The organism is Pedobacter hiemivivus (assembly GCF_004331685.1).
Taxonomy (GTDB): domain Bacteria; phylum Bacteroidota; class Bacteroidia; order Sphingobacteriales; family Sphingobacteriaceae; genus Pedobacter; species Pedobacter hiemivivus.
The window spans coordinates 336559-355726 of sequence record NZ_SJSM01000002.1 but is presented as its reverse complement, the minus strand read 5'-3'; the positions used below and the strand labels follow the sequence as shown (position 1 = coordinate 355726).

The window sequence follows — 19168 nt, the reverse complement described above, 5'->3', positions numbered from 1 at the left end:
CCGAATATTTTCTATTTGTATAATAATATAAAAGTTCAGCGCTTTCGCGCTGAACTTTACCTGCTAATCGCTACCACGAAGGAACAGTGTAGAAAGCGATAGCATTCTTAAAAGCAGGCCCGGCGGATGCCGGCCCTGACCCCATTAAAACAATTTTTCCAGTTGCTTTTCTAATTTATCTCCTCTAAGATTTTTCGCAACGATTTTACCCTGCGGATCAATTAAGAAATTAGCAGGTATACCCCTTACCCCGTATGACTTGGCTACTTCATTTGCTGCTGCCTTGAGATCGCCAACCTGTGGCCACAATAAGTTATCGTGTTTAACGGCGCTGAGCCAGGCTTTTCGGTCACCATCCAAAGAAACAGACAATATGGTAAATCCCTTATCCTTAAACCTGGCATATGCTTTTAGTAAATAAGGGTTTTCGGCTCTGCAAGGCGTACACCAGCTTGCCCAAAAATCAAGTAGTACATATTTGCCTTTCATTGAAGAAAGAGAAATGAGCTTACCTGCGGTATCAGGTTGCAGGAAGTCGGGAGCCTTAGACCCGATTGTCTGACTCAATGTAATGTTAAGTTGTTTTCTGAGCTCTTTTGTCTGCGTATAACGCCCCGCAGTAGTTTGTTCGACCACTTTCAACAAGCTGTCTGCGGTATGATTTTCCTGGAAAGTGGCCACGAAACCTATCAGATCCACCGACATCACAGAATTGGGGTATTTATCAACGATGGTTTTGATCTTCTTAATCAAATTTTCTGTATATCTCATCCCCAGCTTTTCTTTCTCCAGCTTCATAGCAGCGCTATCCTTTCGCTCAACAGCTGTATCATAGTCTCTGCTAATCTCATCTGCCCATTTTTTTTGTGCTACAGGATCATTTAATTTCATCCATTCCTGTCTGATCGCTTCTTCTTTAGCCCCTTTAACCCGTACATTTGTTAATGAGTCTGCATTCCCCTCTATTAGAATATTAGCATTTTCCATGTAAATGATAGCGCCTCTTTTTGCATTTTTAACCTGCAAAAGAAACTGACGAGGCTCGGCAATAATACCTTTGAAAGTAAACCTGCCCATAGCATCCGTAAGCGTTGAGTCCATGTAAAACACTTTTTCGGCAGTATTTCTTCCATCAGAAAAGTAAACCATTTTACTAGCTGCGTTGGCTAAATGACCGTTAAGTGTAAAGCCTTTGGGTTTCTTTACCTGGGCTGCTAAGGTGCCCGTTAAAAGTAATAAGGATAATATCGTTGTCGTTCTCATCTGTTTAATTATTTTAATAAAGCTTGTTTTTTGTTTAAAGACCATATCCAGGGTTTTGATCCAGGTTAGAATTCTTTCTGATATCGGCAACTGGAATAGGGAACAAGGTTTTGTAAGCGCTCCAGGTACCTCCTTTCTCTGACATCACCGTTGGCATCACTTCATCAGCACGGTTAACCCCGGGATTGGCAAAACCTTTCCAGCGCCTGATATCCATCATGCGGTTTCCCCATTCAGTAAATAACTCTGTCTTACGCTCATATTCAATGGCAACCATCATCTCGGTCAAAGTGGTAGCATTGGTTACTTTTAGTGCAGGTGTATCAAAAGCTCTATTCCGTATCGTATTGACATCTTGTGCTGCACTGTTAGCTCCTGTCAGTTTCCCCTGCATCGCCCTGGCCTCGGCCCGGATCAGGTATTGCTCGGCCAATCTGAATGCCATCAGGAATTCAGGAGTTGCCGTATTGCCAGGATTCGATTTATACTTGCTTGCAAATCTAAAAGTGCCTGCAGGTACGGTAAGCGTTCCTATCCAATTGGCCCTTCGCTTATCTGTAAGCTCAAACGCATTGTAAAGTGACTGTGTAAGCACAGAATTGTTTGTAAAACCGAAACTTGCGCTTGCAGGATTTGCAGTGACAAGTAGCGCCGCCCCGTCCTGAGTATACATAGGTGTAACGGCAGGCTGCAGATGCCAAATGGCCTCTCTGCTGCTGGCCTTAAACACATTAAGCAGATCTGGTTCAAGCACGTAAGTGCTGTTTCCAATAAGGACTGATGCCTGCGCCTCTGCATTTGTCCAATCCTGCATATATAAATAAACCTTAGCCAGCATGGCCGTTGCAGCCGCTTTATTTGGTCTGATACGCAGTGTAGTAACGGTATTTGTTCCGCTTAAATACTGATCTGACAACAGTGACTGGGCATCTTTTAAATCAGCAACAATCGTACTGTAGACTTCCGTTAGTGGTTTCCGTTCCAGTCGGGTATTGATGTTATAATCCGTAGTCATTGCCAGCGGAATTTTACCAAACAGTCCTGAGAGATAAAAATGCAGGAAGGCGCGCATAAACTTGGACTCTCCAATTAATTGGTTTTTAACCGCATCTGAAAGTGCGGGCGACTTTGCAATATTTTCTATTACAGAATTTGCCCGATAAATATTGGTGTAGGCATTGCTCCACATTTCATAAAGACTTATATTATCCGGCAATATCGCATTGGTATTGATCTGTGTATAGTCCACTTGTGAAGAATAGGTCTTCAATTCATCTGCTGCCAGTCCCCCTACCATACTGATGCCCCTATAGCCCTGTGCAAACGCATCTGTAGCCACCATATCGTAGTAAATATAGCTTACTGCTGCCGTTGCCTTTTCGTTGCTGGAATAGACCTCGCTTTGAGTGATAGAAGTCTGCGGACCATCCACCTCGATGAATTTCTTGCAGGATATGCCTACTATAAGGCATCCAATTGCAATGATATTTATATTTCTGATTTTCATGACTTAAATATTAAAAGGTGAGCTGTAAACCTGCTGTTAGTATTTTCAACGGAGGCAAACCTCCCGACTGGTTTTCAGGATCCATTCCCGGATAGTTCGTAAAAGTCAACAGGTTTTGACCCTGAATAAATATCCGTGCATTCTGCAACCTTAGTTTTTTCTGAAAACTTGAGGGCAGTGTATAGGAAAGCGATACGTTCTTTAAGCGTAAATAGGAGATATCCAAGTAGTATGCGGGATCTAATGACGGTTGAAGTTGCGCTGCTATAGCTGCTGGTTGCGCAAAAGTAAGATCCTGCGTTAACCGCTGAAACATTGCTCCTGTCTGCCCGGGTGTGGTCCACCTGTTTGCATACTTGTCCGACGCCATATTTCCGATAAAACCAGGTAAACTGAACTGATTAGATCTGAATGCTGTACTGGTGGTGTAGTTGCCCCTCTGCTTTGAGAACTGTAAGAAAACATCCAGGGAAAATCCTTTATAACTGAAACTATTATTCAATCCACCGTAATAGTCCTTAAAAAGATCAACAATGTTAACCACATCCTTAAGTGTCAATTCATAAGGCGAGATGACCATGCCTTGAGCATTTTTAAATTCTCTAACCCCGGTTTGTGGATTTACATCGTAAGGCAACACAGTTTTGACCATACTCAGCGGATGCCCAACCACATACGTATCCTTATAGCTGGAATTCTCGATTCCGTCAAACCTCACTAATTTATTCTTAGGCAAGGTTAAATTAAAGGAACTGGACCAGGTAAAATTTTTACTTTTTAGGTTTACCGTATTCAATTCAAATTCCCATCCGGAGTTTTGTATCAGCGCAGGCAGATTACTTATAATTCCGGTAAACCCGGTAGTCGCTGCCAAGGGATAATCTACCAGCATATTAGAGGAACGGTTATGGTAATAGTTTGTGCTGAATAAAATCCTGTCCTTAAAAAATCCAAGCTCCAGGGCTGCTTCTGCCTTCTTGTTGGTTTCCCAGCCAAACTTGTCATTTTCCAGTTTGTCTGGGGTTAATACCCCGTCACCACCATAGCCAGCAGGTCCATATCTTAAATTGGTGCTGTTATAGAGCTGAAAGTAAGCGTAATCCCCAATCATATCGTTACCCGTAATGCCATAGCTTCCCCGTAGCTTTCCATAACTCAGGAATGGTAAGGAGTTTTTGATCCAGGATTCTTCTGCGAAGAGCCATGCAGCACCAACAGCACCGAAATTACCAAACTGCTTGCCGCGGGCAAACCTGCTTGAACCATCTCTTCTACCTGTGAAGTTTAAAATGTATCTGTTAGCGATGTTGTAACCAATCCGGCTAAATATTGCATTATAATTGTATTCGCTTAATGTCCTGCTACCAGTAATCCTTGATGCGGCCGACAAGTTACTTAGAAGGTCATCGTCCTTATATCCATAGCCAGTATTTGTCAAAGCATTTGTTCTTGTTCGCTGAAAAGTTGCCCCTGCAAGCACATTGATTATTCCAGGCCCAACTTTAGTCGTATAGGTAAGCTGGGGTTCGATATTCCAGGTACTGGTATTGGTTATTGTATTATTAGATTTGCGGTAGAATTCAGCCAGACTGGCAGCCTGTGATGGATTGAACACTGTAGATGGCTGAAGATCGAGGGCATTGTTGTTATTATTGTTAAAGCCGAATAACGTTTTCAATGCAATTCCTTTTGGCAGCTCATAGCTTACTGTCGCATTAGAAGTGAAGGTGTTGGTTTTGCTGTGAGTAGTCTGCTGGAGTTTTGCCATGGGGTTCTCCCAAAGCAAGCGGCTATTGTCCCAGTTCAGCTTACCTTGAGCGTCATACAGATCCGGAGCATTCGGCGAAAGCGTAAGCGCAGCCGAAACAAGATCAACTGCTGGCAGCCTGTTGTCTTCAGAACCATACGTGGCTAAAAATTGTACTTTAAACTTCTGGTTCGTTGCCGTATGGTTAATGGCCAGACGTCCATTATATTTTTGATCTGCATATTTGATCGGGTAAACGCTGGTTTGACGGAGATACCCCGCACCAAAATTATAATTGGTTCGTTCATCGCCTCCGGTCATGGAAACCTGCATATTAGAAAAACGCGCCGTCCCACCAAGCAGCTTGTCCTGCCAATCGGTATTCCTGGTAGTATCCCAATCATTAAGATCCCAGGCATAAGCAGATTTTTCGAAATCGGCACCATCGTTTCTGAATGTTTCATAACGCATATCCAGGTATTCCCGGAGATTGAGCACATTTGCCTTTCTGGCGATCTTGCCGGCACCAGAGGAGATATTAAAATTTACCGCAGTTTTGCCCGCTTTACCCTTTTTGGTGGTAATCAGGATAACCCCATTAGCTCCCCGGCTGCCATATATGGCAGTTGCATCTGCATCTTTAAGCACATCAATGCTTTCGATGTCAGCGGCGTTCAAACTGCTTAATGGACTCATTTCCTTGACTGTTGCTATGCTCGCCGGGGTCAACAACGATGTTGTTTGGAAAGGAATGCCGTCAATCAGCACTAATGGTTCATTGGCGTTTTGTCGTAAACTGTTCAATCCGCGTATGCGAATGGTAAACGCCGTTCCCGCCATTCCGCTTTGCTGTGTTACTTCCAGGCCCGTAATTCTGCCAATAAGAGCTTCGATGGGATTGTTAACCACCTGTTTTTCAATATCAGCCGCTTTAATTCCGGCCTGAGAACCTGTATTAGCACGCTTGGTGGAAGTACCATAGGCAATTACCTGAACCTGGTCCAACTGGGAGGTACTGACCATAAGTGTGATGTTCCCCATATCCCGTTTTGCTGGGAGGCTTACACTATTATAACCGATGTAATTGATGACCAGAATGGCACCTTCACTTACATTATTTATTCTAAACTCGCCATTTATATTTGCAAGCGCGATGATATTCGTCCCTTTAATTTTCACGGTAGCCCCCGGAAGCGGCGTTCCTTTATCATCCAAAATACGGCCACGCAAATCAATAACCGTAAAACTATTGATAATCTTGTCCAGAAAGGAAGGCGTTTTCTCCTTCACAATAACCGTATTACTCTCTATTGAATAACTCAGTTGCTGGTGCGCAAACAATTGCTCCAAAACATCTTTAAGCTCCGCATTTTGAACACTTATGGTTACAGGAGAGGCTTTTAGCATACTGTTACGGTCAAAAAAGAAATCATAACCAGTTTGCTTGCGCAATTCCTTAAATACGCTTTCAAGCGAAGCTGATTTTTTTTCGAGGGTTACTTTCTGTGCATAGGAAGCTGCGCTTACCTGTACTACTGCTGCGATTAAAATGATAGTGGTTAGTTTCATCACAAGCAAGAATTTATGGAAACAGAATATGCCTATACCCGGTTTCCTGATATAAATTTTATACATTTGTTTTGTTGGTTAAGTTGATATGATCTTCAGAAATTTTATTAACGTAATGCCAGCTATTGGCCAGAAGTGTTCAAGCACTTTTGGCCTTTTTTGTTAAGCATTTTGATGTGTAACTATCGCGTCACAGTGATCCTCCTTCCTTCTAATTTAAAGTGAACTTTTCCAGTTGCTTCCATAATTTTCAATACAGCAGAGATGTTTTTTGATCGGGAAACCCAGCCACCAGGTGCCAATATAGCAGGGGCAGAGGCATCATAAATGATTTCGACATCATACCACCTGGCTATTTTACGCATGGTTGCTCTTAGGTCATCTTCTTTAAAAATGAACTCCCCGTTTTTCCAGGCAATTTCATTTTCGGTATCTACCTGTCGAACTTTGATGTCATTTCCGGTTAGCAGTGATTGCTCATTGGGTTTTAATATGATGTCGTTTATTTTTACGCTACCTTCTAATAAGGTGGTTTTAATCACCGCCTCATCATCATAAGCGTTGATATTAAAATGCGTCCCCAATACTTCGACATGCTGTCCCCTGCTTTCAACCACAAAAGGATGTCTCTTATCTTTTGCTACCTCAAAGTAAGCTTCTCCATTAAGCTTCACCCTCCGCTCTCCTTTCTCATTTAAACCCGCAGCATAAGTTAAACTGGAAGCTGCATTAAGCCATACCTTTGTTCCGTCAGATAAAGTGATTTGATAGGTGCCCGCTCTGGGAGTGCTGATGGTTTGAACACCAAAGGAGTTCTGAACAAGACTGCCATCATTGTAAACTATTTTGCTGCGATCTACAACAACGCCGCTCTTGCTGCCACTCAAGTTAATTGTTTTGCCATTGGCCAACGTTATGGTCGCCTTATTTGAACCTGGGGCTACATCATTACGTACAACAACACTCTTTACTTCGGGATGGCGGACAGATTTAAAGAAATAAACACCAACAAAAATCAACGTCATTGCTGCGGCAACCATTGCAATACGTGGCCACAAGCGAACTGTCCTGCCTTGATCTTTTGCTGTAATAAATCTTTCCATTAAATCAGCTTTATCTGCAGGCATATCTTTAAGATCGGCAGGCATAATCCCTTGCCATGTTGCCGTCATTAACAATTTCAGCGGCTCTTCCTGTTCCGGATCATTCAATAGCTGTTCCCACTCCTTAGCCTCTGCCTCACTAAGCGCATCATTAAGGTATTGTTGGTGCAAATATTTTATGTTATTCTGATCCATATAGTAGTCCCTTTTATATATGGACGCGCGAGATGGAAAAGAGGGGCAATGGAAAACGAAAAAAATGATTTTATTTACAATAATTTCAAAATAACCAGCATGGCGGCTACATCGGTATGTTTACTCAGGTAATCCCGCAGGAAATGCAGTGCCAGTTTCATATGTCGCTGCACCGTTTGCGGAGAAAGTTTTAGCTTGGCTGCAACCTCATCATATTTCAATCCCTCCTGATGGCAAAGCTGGTAAACCTGTTTTTGTTGTGGCGGTAATAATGCAATGCCATCGTTCAGTACCTTCCGGGTATCATTAAGCAAAACTTCTTCCTCAGTATCATTGGTAAGCCTGTCCCAATCTCCAAGCGGTTCCATGCTCCTGGCCTCCAATTTCATTCGTCGAAGCATATCGAAGGACTTGTTTCTGGACAAAGTGAGGAGGTAATTTTCCAGGTCTTTTATAGTAGTTAGGCGGTCTTCCAATTTCCATAGTTTAAGGAAAACTTCCTGCACAACTTCCTCGGCCTGTAATTCAGATTTCAGGTACTTCAAAGAAAACGTATAAATCTGTGGTCTGTAATGGTCGAATACTAATTTAAACGCGCGCTGGTCTCCAATCGCTATTTGTTTAAGCAATTCACTTTCGTTGACAAAAGATTTAACAGCCATAAAGAAATTACCCCCGCATTAAAGTTACAAAAAAACGCAACCAAATGTTAACAAATAATTTTGACGATTATATAGAAAGGCCTTGCAGGGCTATCATTTGATGATCTAGTAAAAGTCTGGGGTTGGATTCAGGCTTTTGTTTTGCCACTGATGCCAATAAGGATAAATTGGCGGAACAGTACTCGCTTCGTCCAATTTTTTAACCTGCGCGACAGTAAGATTCCAACCCACCGCACCCAAATTCTCCTTCAGTTGCGTTTCGTTCCTTGCTCCGATAATGATACTTGAAACCGTCGGCCTTTGAAGTAGCCAGTTCAGGGCCACTTGCGCCACACTTTTGCCGGTTTCTTCCGCCACTTCGCTCAGAGCATCTATTGTATTGTAAAATATTTCTTCATTTACCACCATTTCTGGCACGGGGCTACCACCCTGAGCTACACGACTTTCTGCTGGAATAGGCTTATTACGACCGTATTTACCGCCCAGTCTTCCGGCCGAAAGTGGCGACCAGATGATGGCACCTACTTTCTGATCGAGTCCTAAAGGCATAAGCTCCCATTCATACTCACGGTTAGCCAGTGAATAATACACCTGGTGAGCAATGTAACGGTTCCATCCATATTTTTCTGATACCCCTAGCGATTTCATCAAATGCCATCCGGAAAAATTAGAGGCCGCAATGTAGCGTACTTTCCCACTTTGTATCAGGTCATCAAGGGTACGCAGGGTCTCTTCGACTGGTGTATTGCCATCAAAACCGTGCATATGGTAAATATCGATATAGTCCGTTCCGAGGCGCTTGAGGCTACCCTCTATTTGCTTTAAAATATGAAAACGGGATGAGCCCTGATTGTTAACCCCTTCACCAAAGGTGAAAGTGGTTTTTGTGGATAGCAAGAGTTTGTCTCTTTGTATACCAGCGATTGCCCTACCCAATACTTCTTCAGCCATACCATCTGAATAAATATCTGCGGTATCAAAAAAGTTTACTCCAGCATCGAGGCAAATCTCAATAAGCCTTTTGGCTTCTTCAGTCTGTGTGCTCCCCCATGCTTTAAAAAATTCATTACCACCACCAAAAGTGGCTGTTCCAAAACTGAGCACCGGTACCTGTAATCCCGATGCGCCTAATTGTCTGTATTCCATTTTTTTTTTGTTTTAGTAATTCCTCGCAGGCCATTCCATTATCCGGAGTTTTACATAAAGATAAACATTATGGTATCCACATATTTCCGCTACCAAAAGCAGAGGGTACTGAACCCGCTTCGATTTCAAGTATTCCTCCCTGTTGAATTTCGTCATGACGGATCCATAAACGATCCAATTTATTTCCATTTAACGTTACCCCCTTGATATACCGATTTTTATCCCCAAAATTTGAAACCTTAATTACAAAAGGTACTTTTCCACCATTCAGTGTAACCGTAGAAAATAATGGAACATTAAGATAATAAACGGGCTCCCCTACAAGCGGTTGCTGTAAACCAATCGCAGTCATTACAAACCATCCAGACATCGCACCCGCATCGTCGTCCATTGTCCTCACAAATGCTTTCGGCTCATTCTTATAAATTCTATCTATATGTGCACCGATCCCCCGACTATTGTCATTGAAATAATACTGAATAACGGTATCCAACGCAATGCTCTGTACCAATTCCTGGTACTTCCAAGGCTTTGTACTGGCATAGTATAACGTCGGTGATTGTAAGTCAGGTTCATTAGCCCTATTAAAATAATAATTGTCGAAAAAATCATCTAATTGCTTTGTAAATTCTTGCTTCCCACCAGATAAATCAATTAGCCCCTGAACATTAAAAGGCACCGACCATCTATACTGACGGATTGTTCCCTGATACATATTACGGACCGACATCCGATCGACATCCTTTTTAGTTAAATCTTTAAACTCACGGTTCCAGACGGTCTTATACGTTTGTGCTCGCTCAAAAAAATGTTTGCTCAGTTCTTTTTCACCATAATTATCAAACAACTTACCTGTGGCCCACATATCATAACATGCCTCCAGGTACTTATCGGGTTTAGTAAAATCGAATCTGGCGGTATCAGCTAATAAAGAATCTTTTAGTCCTTTGAAATCAACTTTATAACCTTTTTTTAAGGCATCAAGTAACACAACTACACTATGTTCCGTCCGAACTGAATTTGCCGGTTCCTGTGGTCCGGCAAAATCGTATTTCCCATATCTATATAAATCACCTATAGAATGAATCATATCCTGATACTTATCCGGGAATAAGATAGACAATAAAGGAAGTTGGGTTTTATAATTGTCCCAGATTGCCCAACCATGATACTGATTAGATTTTGTAAGATGTAGCTTTCCGTCGGTTCCTTTAAAGGTTTTATCAGATTCTGAAATAAGATAAGGAGACTGCATAGTTCTGTAAAGCAGCGAATAAAAAAGCTTTACACGTTCTTTATCACCTTCTACTTTCACTGATGAAAGATGGTTATTCCAACGCTGGGCAGACTGCTCTCTTAGTGTCGCTATATCTACTTCTTTGTTTTTATTTAACATTTTTATAGCGTGTGCTTCATCTACAGCAGAAAAAGCAACCCTGACATCCACATTTTTTTGCTTAGGGTCCAGATTTACCACCAGGCCATGCTTTCCATTTTCTTGCCATTTTTGTATGTGATCAATCTGGATCGCATAGTATATGGTATAAATACCAACTTTACATGTTGTTTTAGCCTTAACCCATCCGGAGATCACATCACCATTTTTTGTGTGTTTTTCTCCAACAAAAGCTTGATTAAAAACATGAGAAAAGTCAATCGAAAATCCCTTGTCTATTGTTGGAAAGCTAAAGTTGTACATACCATAATTTTGGTCAACAGCGATATTGGTTTCAATTCCTTCCTTGAAAGATATGGTATAACTTCCCGGGCTCGCGGAATCAGCTATTTTTGTTAAAGGTTGTCCTTCATCTTCTTTCCCTAAAAATGGCTTTATTAGTATTACGCCCCCACTTCCCTGGCAACCAACACCTTCGAGTCTGTTATGGGTAAAGCCTAAAACATTTTTTGCCAGATATTCATACCCAGTATGCAAGGTGGGATTGGTTTGAGGCAAAATACTCAACTGGCTAAAAGGCGATGAGGCCGCAGGCGATAGCTGTCCATGGTCTCCTGAGGACCCTAGAAAAACATTTACAAGTTGATCTGGACTTTGTGCAAAGGAAACTGTTCCTGACAATAAAAAGATAAGGCAATATATTAATCTCAGCATATTTTTTTTTTCCAATTAACACCTTGATAACATGTCAATTTACCGATATATTATCTATTAAGGAATGCGCAATATTACTACAAATAATTTTGTTTAAGCAATTCGCTTTCATTAACAAAAGGTTAAATAACCATAAAATAAAAAAGAAGCGAGCATCATCAGGAAGATGATACTCGCTTCTTTAAATTAACGCTCCCAGTTCAATTTATTTGCCCAATTCCGTTTCTTTAGATTTAGTCAATTTCCCATCGACACCCGTTAATTCCAGGTGGAAACGAACCGCTTTATCTATATCAACCGGCACTGTAAATTCAAAAGGGTATTCATTTTTATCAATGATCTTTTCCTTGCTTCCCTTGATCTTGTAGACCAACCTGGCCTTCTTCCATTTTGTATCATCTTCCTGAAGAAATACAAAAAGCTTTTGCGCATAAGCACCAAGCTTAAACAATAATGCCTTTGTATCTCCTTCTGGGATATTTATATCATCACTTCTTTGATCTTTTTTCACATTCAGGATCTGGTCCTGAAAACCACTCCTTATTTTTACGCCCGGGATAGCCAAGGCAGTTAGGCCACCGGCAGGGACATTGATCTCGAAAGAACCGTCTTTTAAATCCGAAAGTTGTGCTGATGGATATAAAGTATGGGCCCCGGTACTGCCAGAAAAATCTACCCTCGAAGCATCTACAGAAACACGAGTAGTGATGTCCGCTCCGGATTGGTTCATAAAAGCAAGTAGAAGTGTATCTCCTTTTTTTGCACTGACATAGTTTAAAGCAATGTTAGCTGTATTCAACAGGCGGGAAGGCATCCAGAGTTGTACATTTTCGAACTGAAAGAACCGACCTTTCTTAGCCCCGTAAAACTTATTCTGCAGATATGCATATCCTTCTATATAATCACTTGGAAAGTCAATTTTGCCGTTACTTTTTACATAAGCATCTGAAACCAGATAATCAACAAACATAGAAGCCATTGGCAGGATATGATTGTAATGAAAGGAGTTTACGCTCTGATCCTTATGCTCATGGAGCGGAAAATCGGCCTTTTCATAGGCTGTAGTTCTTTCCGTATTGATATGATATCCCGGAAAACTTTCAGAACGGCCAACAATCGAAGCTTTAGCCACATTCATTAAAAATGGATCTTTTGTATGATAGCCTATCCTTAACAACCAGGGGGCATAGGTAGACATAAAAATCGCCCTGTGTCCGGTGGACGTTCCTGATGATTCAGGTGTAAGTCCCATTTCAGAAAGTCTCCACGCAGGAACTTTTTCTTCAGGATAATACATTTGATGATGCCCCTTTGATTTGAGGTACCAATACATAGGCGCTTTTCCCCCTTTATTTACAGTAACCAAATCATTCGGTATTGCAGGGGTCATCCAAGTAAACAAGGTATAATGCCTGGCTCCATCCTGTGCTGCTTCCAAATACCGGCGTTCAGCAGTAAGTTCATATAACTCTAAAAGAGCTGACCAGTTATTGGTAAAGGTTGGCCAGAAAAAGTTGGAACTAAACAAGGGATCACCAAACTGCTTTAACCGTGTATCTACTCTTTCTTTCAGATATTTATCCGCTAAAGTCTTGCTTAAACGTAAATAAGCCGAATCGGATGTTAGCTTAAACATAAACATGGCATTGACCCAGTTACGGCCTTTCTGCTCTTCATCAAGATTTCTGACACGCGCGGTTCCAAACTCCTTTTTTGCCATCGTAGCATAAAAAGAGTTATTCTTGCCAAAAACATCCGACAACACCTGTAATTCTGATAATGGAGCAATGGGGCCTCTCAATTTCCTGGAAGGGGATTGAATTTTCTGATTGCTGTCAATCGCAAAAAGGAACTTTTCGCGCGATAACATAAATTCCATTAAAGGGTATGCCCTTTTATCAAACATTTCTTTATCATCCCTAACAATAGCCAATTCAAGCGGGTTCAGACTCGAAACATTTTTTACTGCGCCAGGCACATCTGTAGAATAAGCAAAGCCTTTCAAGCTATCAATAAACCAGGCATAACGTGTCTTGGAATAATCAATCAGGTTATCGAGGGTTGTATTCATTGAAACGGAAGCATTGCTACGGTAATCCTTAAATCCAAACACAGTTGTTGCGATCTGCTCATATGTTTTAGTGATGCTCGAGGGCTCAACAATAAGGTTCATCGAAAACTCAAAAGCATGTCCCGCTGTCATCTGAGAATTGAAACCACCCGGCATAGGGGCGAAAATCTGGGGCTGTAATTCTGATTTGTTATTTAAGAGTGCGATCCCGAACTGGCTGTTGGTTAACAATGGCAAAGGTTGAAAGGGCAAATATCTGGAACCAGCCAGTACGCCTATTGAATTGTATCCGTCATTCACCAATGTAGTGGGTATGGTCGCCATATACGAGGGCGTAAGATAGGGCTGCAATGGAGCCCGTTTTTCCGTCCATATCAGCGGTTGCCATAGTTCATCGACATTGTCGCTTTTAAAAGATGGTGCCCCGATATAGCCAACGCTATAAAAACCGTTCTTTTTAGGTGTAAACAGAAATTCTATTTTGGGATAAGGCAAACTGCTTTTAATTAACCAGGCTTTTAGTGTAAACAAGGCCTGTTCCGGAAAAATAAAATAAATGGAATCTCCGGCATTGACTGTTTTGATGGCACTAAGAAAATATGTTTTTCCTGCGTGATAGATATTGGCTGTTCTATCTTGCTTTGCACTTCTTAATATTTTATCGTCAAATCCATCTCCGGCAACGCTGGCGTTAACAATTTGTTGATGATAATCAGCCAGACTACTGTCATCAGTTTTCCAGGTGGGAATATTGTAAGCTACTTTTTTTAATCCTGAAGGTTTTAAGGCAAGTTCAGGATCCTTTTCGTTACAGATAACCACAAAATCGGGCTTAAACAGATAAGTTTTGTCCTTTGAGATAATTTTAACCCCTTTGCTATCTGTTACAATTTGCGCATTCGACTTCATGCACAAGCCAAAGGCAACTGAAAAGCAAATGAATTTAATATACTTTTTTAATTTAAGAATCTGTTTCATTTCAATAATGTTCCTCTTAATAAAATTCGACCTAAATAGATCACTGTCTGATCATATTTTTCAGGATGTTGAACGATATCCGCTCTCTTGTCTTCTGGCAGTATCATGAGTTTATCAGCTTTCTGGCCAGACAGGGTTACCTTTACCAAATGATCCCCATGAGGCACTTTAATTACATCAAACTGTCCACGGTAACGGTTATAGCAATAGTTGTTGAACCTATTCAATACATCAGCAGCAGTTGTATCTTTTGCCTGGTAATAAATAAAATTCCCCTCCTTTTGTCTGCTTAGTTTTACCGGTTTTCCATCTATGATCCACTCCAGTTGTCCAACCTCTGGTCCGCCAATATCAAATACGCCCAGCATATCTCCCTTAAATCGAAAACTAAATGTGGCCCCGGGCTTATTTGCAGAAAGCACATTAGAGAACCAGGAACTGAATTTTTTAAGGTTTGGATCGGTGTCTGTTGGTATCAGCCGCCAGCCCTTATCAAGAACTGGCAAAGTTGATGGATCTACCATCGTTGCCTCGTCCCATGCAGCAGTAATTAATGGTTTTGGCAACTCCTTCTTTTTTAAAGGCTTTACTACCTCAATTTTTTTAAAGGCACGGGCAATGGCTGCTGCATAGAGATTTCCCCCTGCTGTAGTCGGATGTATTCCATCCTCAGAAAATAAAATTTTCTCCTGATCAGCTGGGCTCCCTTTCCAGATCAGCTTTCCCGTTGCTTCCAGGCTTGCTGGCTCCATACCTAAATTCACAGAAGGCAGGTCGTAGTATGCCGCAATCTGCTCCAACCCTTTAATATTTGGTGGCAACTCATTTTTTTGATAAAAGGCAGTTTGTCCAGTTAAAATGGTATACAGCAAGCAAATAGCGGTATTGGGGTTCTTCTTGATCGTTTGACGGATCATCCCTTCCATCCCGGCAGCATAAGCGCCGTTAACAGCAAATTCTATAAAAATAAGATCTGGCTGGTGGTTGAGTACCTGTTCATTCATCCTGAATGCACCCAGCTCCGTTCCCGTGCCAGATACACCTGCGTTGATCCATTGAAAGCTTGCCTGGGGATATGTCTGCTCCAGGTGCCGAGCCGTTTGAAGTCGATACCCAAAATTCGCCTGGGTGATGCTCCCGCCGATAAAGGCGACCAGCACCTTTTTACCCGCATTTACTTTTTCAAAGAAGCCCGGAAGGCCTGCCCTGACATTGCATTCCAGCTCATTGTTGAAATTACTGGCTTCAATTACAGGAATATTGGATGCAGAAACATCAAAATAAAGAGGGGAAGCCCCCGCCTGGGAGGCCGCAATCTTATCACTATCAGGCCTGGTTTGGGAAAATGCAGTAGCAGACATCAATAAACAACCAAGCAATGCAGTTTTCACACCTTTTTTATTCATTACCATTGAGTACAATTTTTTTTGATTTTGATTTCCCATCATTACTCTTAAAAATGAGTTCCAGGTTTGCGCTCTGGCCCATCGCCAGTTTATTAAAACTCCATTCGTAAGGGTAATGCTTTATTTCCTGCGTCTGATTGTTACAATTAACGGTTACGGAATATCCATTTAAAGGAGCTGTTTCTGCAAATCCATAACAGGTATCCCAACCAAAGGGAGAGCGGATACGGAACAAGAATACACGCCCCCAGGGAGCCCCCAGATCAATCACCTTCATTCCATCTTTTACCGGCTGATATTTCTTGGCTACCCGGTTCGCCTTTAACGGAATAGAAATTGCCTTAAATCCTTTTGCAGGGACAACAACATCGATCTTGGCCGCTTTAAAATCCAGGGAAACTGACTGATCGCTTTGCGCATAAACCAGGGCTTTCCCATCCTTTAGCGCAGCTGTAGCATCAGTCCATTGTACACTTACCTTTTGCTCGGACTCCGCTTCCGAGGAAAGCAGGATCCAGAAGTTCTTATCCGAAATTGCAGTAACATAATTGATTCCTGGATTCTGAATATTTACCAGGCCCTTATGCATCCACAGTGTTGCCTCCTGATCTCCAAAAATCTTTCCTTTCCCGCCTCCGTATACCCGATTGTTAAACCAGACAAATCCTTCCTGTTTACTATAAGGAAACACTACATTTCCATTCGAACGCTGTATGGTTTCTGAGATTAGGTAATCGAGGCTAAAAGCGATGTGCGGTGGGATATGATGATAATAAATGGAACTCACATCCGGCCCTTTATAAGGAAAATCAGCTGACATAGGTACATCCGTAAAACCTGTACTGTAATACCCCGGATAGTTTGTATAACGACCGATCACTGCATTACGTGCATAGGTTTCATAGATAGGTTTGTTCTCGTATTGGAACAACCGCAACAAATGCGGTGCCCAGCTGCTCATCAGTACCGGATGGACTGTCTGACCTTTCACCCGGGTAAAATAAGTACTAGGCTGCTCCAGGCCCAGGCCTACTGGTGATACCAGCCATTCAGGCACTTTCTTTTCCTGTACATCGCCACTTTTCCTGGGAAAGCCTAAACGATAAGGTTGATTGCCTTTCCACCAGATACGTGTAACGCCATCATATTGATTATTCTTGTGAATTGTTTGCAGGCTGTCTTCCACTTTCGGATAGCTGCGTATTCCCGCAATGGTAAAATGGGCCCCATATTCTGCGGCTTTCAGATATTTTTTATCTTTTGTTGTTTCATAGAGATCCAGCAAGTCCCACCAGGGCGTATAAAAAGTGGCATTGTAAAAAGGTGTATGACTGAGTAATTTATTGGTATTGTTATATATTTTTTGCTGAATAAAAACATCGGCATCTTTTTTTGCCTGTTGCAACCATTTCGCCTGCCCTGTAAGCTGGTATGCCCAAAGCGCCTGGTTCCATGAATGGAAATCTGTTGAGTAGCCTTTTGCTATCCTCAGACTATCTCCTGGTAGTGCTATATTTTTCAGCCAGGGATTCAATCCTCCCAATAAGCGATCCAATCCTACGTAATAAGATGTGGTGAACTGAGAGGTAAGCGGATTAAATTCCAGTGTTTTTCGTGTAGCATTATACGCTGTCGGAACAATGTTGGTCGCCCATCGGTAGCCACTTCTGGAAAGCGTAAATTCTATAGTCGGCAGCGACCGGCTGATGTAAAATTCTTCATCATTCTGCAATACAGAGAGTGCGATGTTGGCCAATGGAGTGGCATTTACAACTGTAGGTGCTGTTTCAGGGTCGCCCTCAATATCATAAAATCCCTTTAGTTTGGTAGCCCATCCCGCAGCATTGTCATTTTTCACCAGTTCAATCATGTTGAATACCGCATCAGTAAGCGAAGCTTTTTCTTGTTTCCGGTAGTCCTTAACTTCAAACACTTCCTTCGATACATAATCCATGGCCGAATCCCAATTGCCCGACTTTACCCCAATAATAAATCGTCTGTCAATCAACTCCCCTGCACGGTATTTAGAGTCATTCATTCCCAAAACCGGAGAAAACATAACCGGCTGTATCTGGTTATTGTGGTTCTTCAGTGTAAAACCTGCAGGCGCATAGTCTACCGAACCCCAATCCTTTTTAAACAATTCAGGGCTTGTTGCGACATAACTAGAAACAACACCTTGTCCTGTTTTCGAAGAAACAATAGCCAAAGGCTGCTGCATCATAGAAGTAACCATCATTTGCGGACCTTCAGAAAGCCGCTTATACTGAAACATAGGTGCCATAAGTACGCTTTCCAGCTCCTGATCGGAAACAGGTTGAAAGGCTTCGATCCCCATACTGTAATATCCCGACTTGGCAACCTTGCAGATCAGCCGCAGATCAATATGTTGCTGACCCGGATGTAATGTCCACAAACCAGTTATGGTCGAACCGTTCCTGGTCACATATTGAACTTTTATGATTTGTTTATCTACAGCTTCTACAGCTATAGGAATGGCTTCGCTGAGGTTGCCTGCCTCAAAGGGATTGAGATCAGCTCCCGGCTTTTGAACCGCATATTTATGACCATTAAAAACAAAATATGCTGTTGGTTTTTGTTTGTCCCAACTTGGATAATATTTATTAAACTGGATGTTGGTAGCCTCAGTACTGATCAAGAAAATCCTATGGTCTTCCATGTTTGCAGTACTCACTTGTTGCCAAGCTCCTTCTTTTTTTATTTCTGTTTTACAAGCGATGGCCTTATGGTCAGCTCCCGTTCGTACAAACTGCACACGTACAGCCTCGTTTTCAATTCCTGCAATTACCTTATCCGTCTTGCTCAGTTGAAGTAAGGGGCTTGTGTTTTTCTTTTCCTCCGTAAGCGCGTCCTGCATAACAGGAAGCTTTTTCCAGGATAAAAGGGTTTTCTTATCTATGTCATTTGGATTGATGGTGCTGTCCTGCACAAAAAGAATAGCATCGCAGCGGCCAAAATTAAAATTATGGAGGCGCAACAGCACATCACTCTCTTTCAGGTCAGCACTTCCGAGACGCTCCCAGGCATACCCTGGTTTTCCATGTCCGCCTGCTTTTTTTAACCTGGCATTTCCAACCGAAAGCTGGAACAAGCGAGTGCGAGGACGTGTATCAAAATCGGGGGTCCTTATCCAGATGGCATAGCGACCTGCTTTTCCGATATTCATCACTGTTAATGCATCGGATGTACTGTCTTGCTCTCCTTCTAAAAACCTTAATATGCTACCACCGATGCCGTCTTTATTTACTTCATTAAACCATTTGCCTTTAAACTGAAAGTCAGTCCCCAGCAGCAGGCGTTTTTCTTGCTGGGCATTAGCTGTTCCGGTTTTAAAAAACAAGAATGCTGTTAGCAATAAACATAGGCTGGTTTTCTGGTACATATCTTAAT

The 19168-nt window shown here is 42.0% G+C and carries 10 protein-coding genes; all 10 read right to left on the bottom strand.

Features of this window, described 5'->3' with window-relative positions:
* Positions 1 to 144: 144 nt before the first annotated feature.
* A complete protein-coding gene (locus EZ444_RS04640; protein WP_225874633.1) occupies positions 145 to 1263 on the bottom strand; it encodes a TlpA disulfide reductase family protein in 1119 nt (372 codons plus the stop codon).
* A gap of 34 nt (positions 1264 to 1297) precedes the next feature.
* Entirely contained in the window at positions 1298 to 2770 is a 1473-nt protein-coding gene (locus EZ444_RS04635; RefSeq protein WP_131607551.1) for a RagB/SusD family nutrient uptake outer membrane protein, read from the bottom strand.
* Between the two features lie 10 nt (positions 2771 to 2780).
* Positions 2781 to 6152 (bottom strand): SusC/RagA family TonB-linked outer membrane protein, encoded by a 3372-nt coding sequence (locus EZ444_RS04630; protein WP_131607550.1) that lies wholly within the window; start codon positions 6150 to 6152, stop codon positions 2781 to 2783.
* A 116-nt stretch (positions 6153 to 6268) separates the two neighbouring features.
* Positions 6269 to 7384, bottom strand: a complete 1116-nt coding sequence (locus EZ444_RS04625; protein ID WP_131607549.1) for a FecR family protein — start codon at positions 7382 to 7384, stop codon at positions 6269 to 6271.
* A 74-nt stretch (positions 7385 to 7458) separates the two neighbouring features.
* Positions 7459 to 8046, bottom strand: coding sequence for an RNA polymerase sigma factor (locus EZ444_RS04620; protein ID WP_131607548.1), 588 nt, complete (start codon positions 8044 to 8046; stop codon positions 7459 to 7461).
* Between the two features lie 105 nt (positions 8047 to 8151).
* Positions 8152 to 9192: an aldo/keto reductase gene (locus EZ444_RS04615; protein WP_131607547.1), complete on the bottom strand. Its 1041-nt coding sequence runs from the start codon at positions 9190 to 9192 to the stop codon at positions 8152 to 8154.
* A gap of 67 nt (positions 9193 to 9259) precedes the next feature.
* Entirely contained in the window at positions 9260 to 11302 is a 2043-nt protein-coding gene (locus EZ444_RS04610) for a glycoside hydrolase domain-containing protein (protein WP_131607546.1), read from the bottom strand.
* Positions 11303 to 11507: 205 nt separating this feature from the next.
* Positions 11508 to 14351, bottom strand: a complete 2844-nt coding sequence (locus EZ444_RS04605; protein WP_225874632.1) for a hypothetical protein — start codon at positions 14349 to 14351, stop codon at positions 11508 to 11510.
* The gene (locus EZ444_RS04600) at positions 14348 to 15763 is read right to left on the bottom strand and encodes an SGNH/GDSL hydrolase family protein (RefSeq protein ID WP_225874631.1); all 1416 of its coding nucleotides are present in this window, start codon (positions 15761 to 15763) and stop codon (positions 14348 to 14350) included. The genes EZ444_RS04605 and EZ444_RS04600 overlap by 4 nt, the downstream gene beginning before the upstream one ends.
* Positions 15750 to 19160: a hypothetical protein gene (locus EZ444_RS04595; RefSeq protein WP_131607545.1), complete on the bottom strand. Its 3411-nt coding sequence runs from the start codon at positions 19158 to 19160 to the stop codon at positions 15750 to 15752. The genes EZ444_RS04600 and EZ444_RS04595 overlap by 14 nt, the downstream gene beginning before the upstream one ends.
* Positions 19161 to 19168 lie beyond the last annotated feature (8 nt).

Excerpts from the sequence above, each read along its gene's own strand:
- EZ444_RS04640 (WP_225874633.1), bottom strand. The coding sequence starts at position 1,263 with ATGAGAACGACAACGATATTATCCTTATTACTTTTAACGGGCACCTTA.
- EZ444_RS04635 (WP_131607551.1), bottom strand. The coding sequence starts at position 2,770 with ATGAAAATCAGAAATATAAATATCATTGCAATTGGATGCCTTATAGTA.
- EZ444_RS04630 (WP_131607550.1), bottom strand. The coding sequence starts at position 6,152 with ATGTATAAAATTTATATCAGGAAACCGGGTATAGGCATATTCTGTTTC.
- EZ444_RS04625 (WP_131607549.1), bottom strand. The coding sequence starts at position 7,384 with ATGGATCAGAATAACATAAAATATTTGCACCAACAATACCTTAATGAT.
- EZ444_RS04620 (WP_131607548.1), bottom strand. The coding sequence starts at position 8,046 with ATGGCTGTTAAATCTTTTGTCAACGAAAGTGAATTGCTTAAACAAATA.
- EZ444_RS04615 (WP_131607547.1), bottom strand. The coding sequence starts at position 9,192 with ATGGAATACAGACAATTAGGCGCATCGGGATTACAGGTACCGGTGCTC.
- EZ444_RS04610 (WP_131607546.1), bottom strand. The coding sequence starts at position 11,302 with ATGCTGAGATTAATATATTGCCTTATCTTTTTATTGTCAGGAACAGTT.
- EZ444_RS04605 (WP_225874632.1), bottom strand. The coding sequence starts at position 14,351 with ATGAAACAGATTCTTAAATTAAAAAAGTATATTAAATTCATTTGCTTT.
- EZ444_RS04600 (WP_225874631.1), bottom strand. The coding sequence starts at position 15,763 with ATGGTAATGAATAAAAAAGGTGTGAAAACTGCATTGCTTGGTTGTTTA.
- EZ444_RS04595 (WP_131607545.1), bottom strand. The coding sequence starts at position 19,160 with ATGTACCAGAAAACCAGCCTATGTTTATTGCTAACAGCATTCTTGTTT.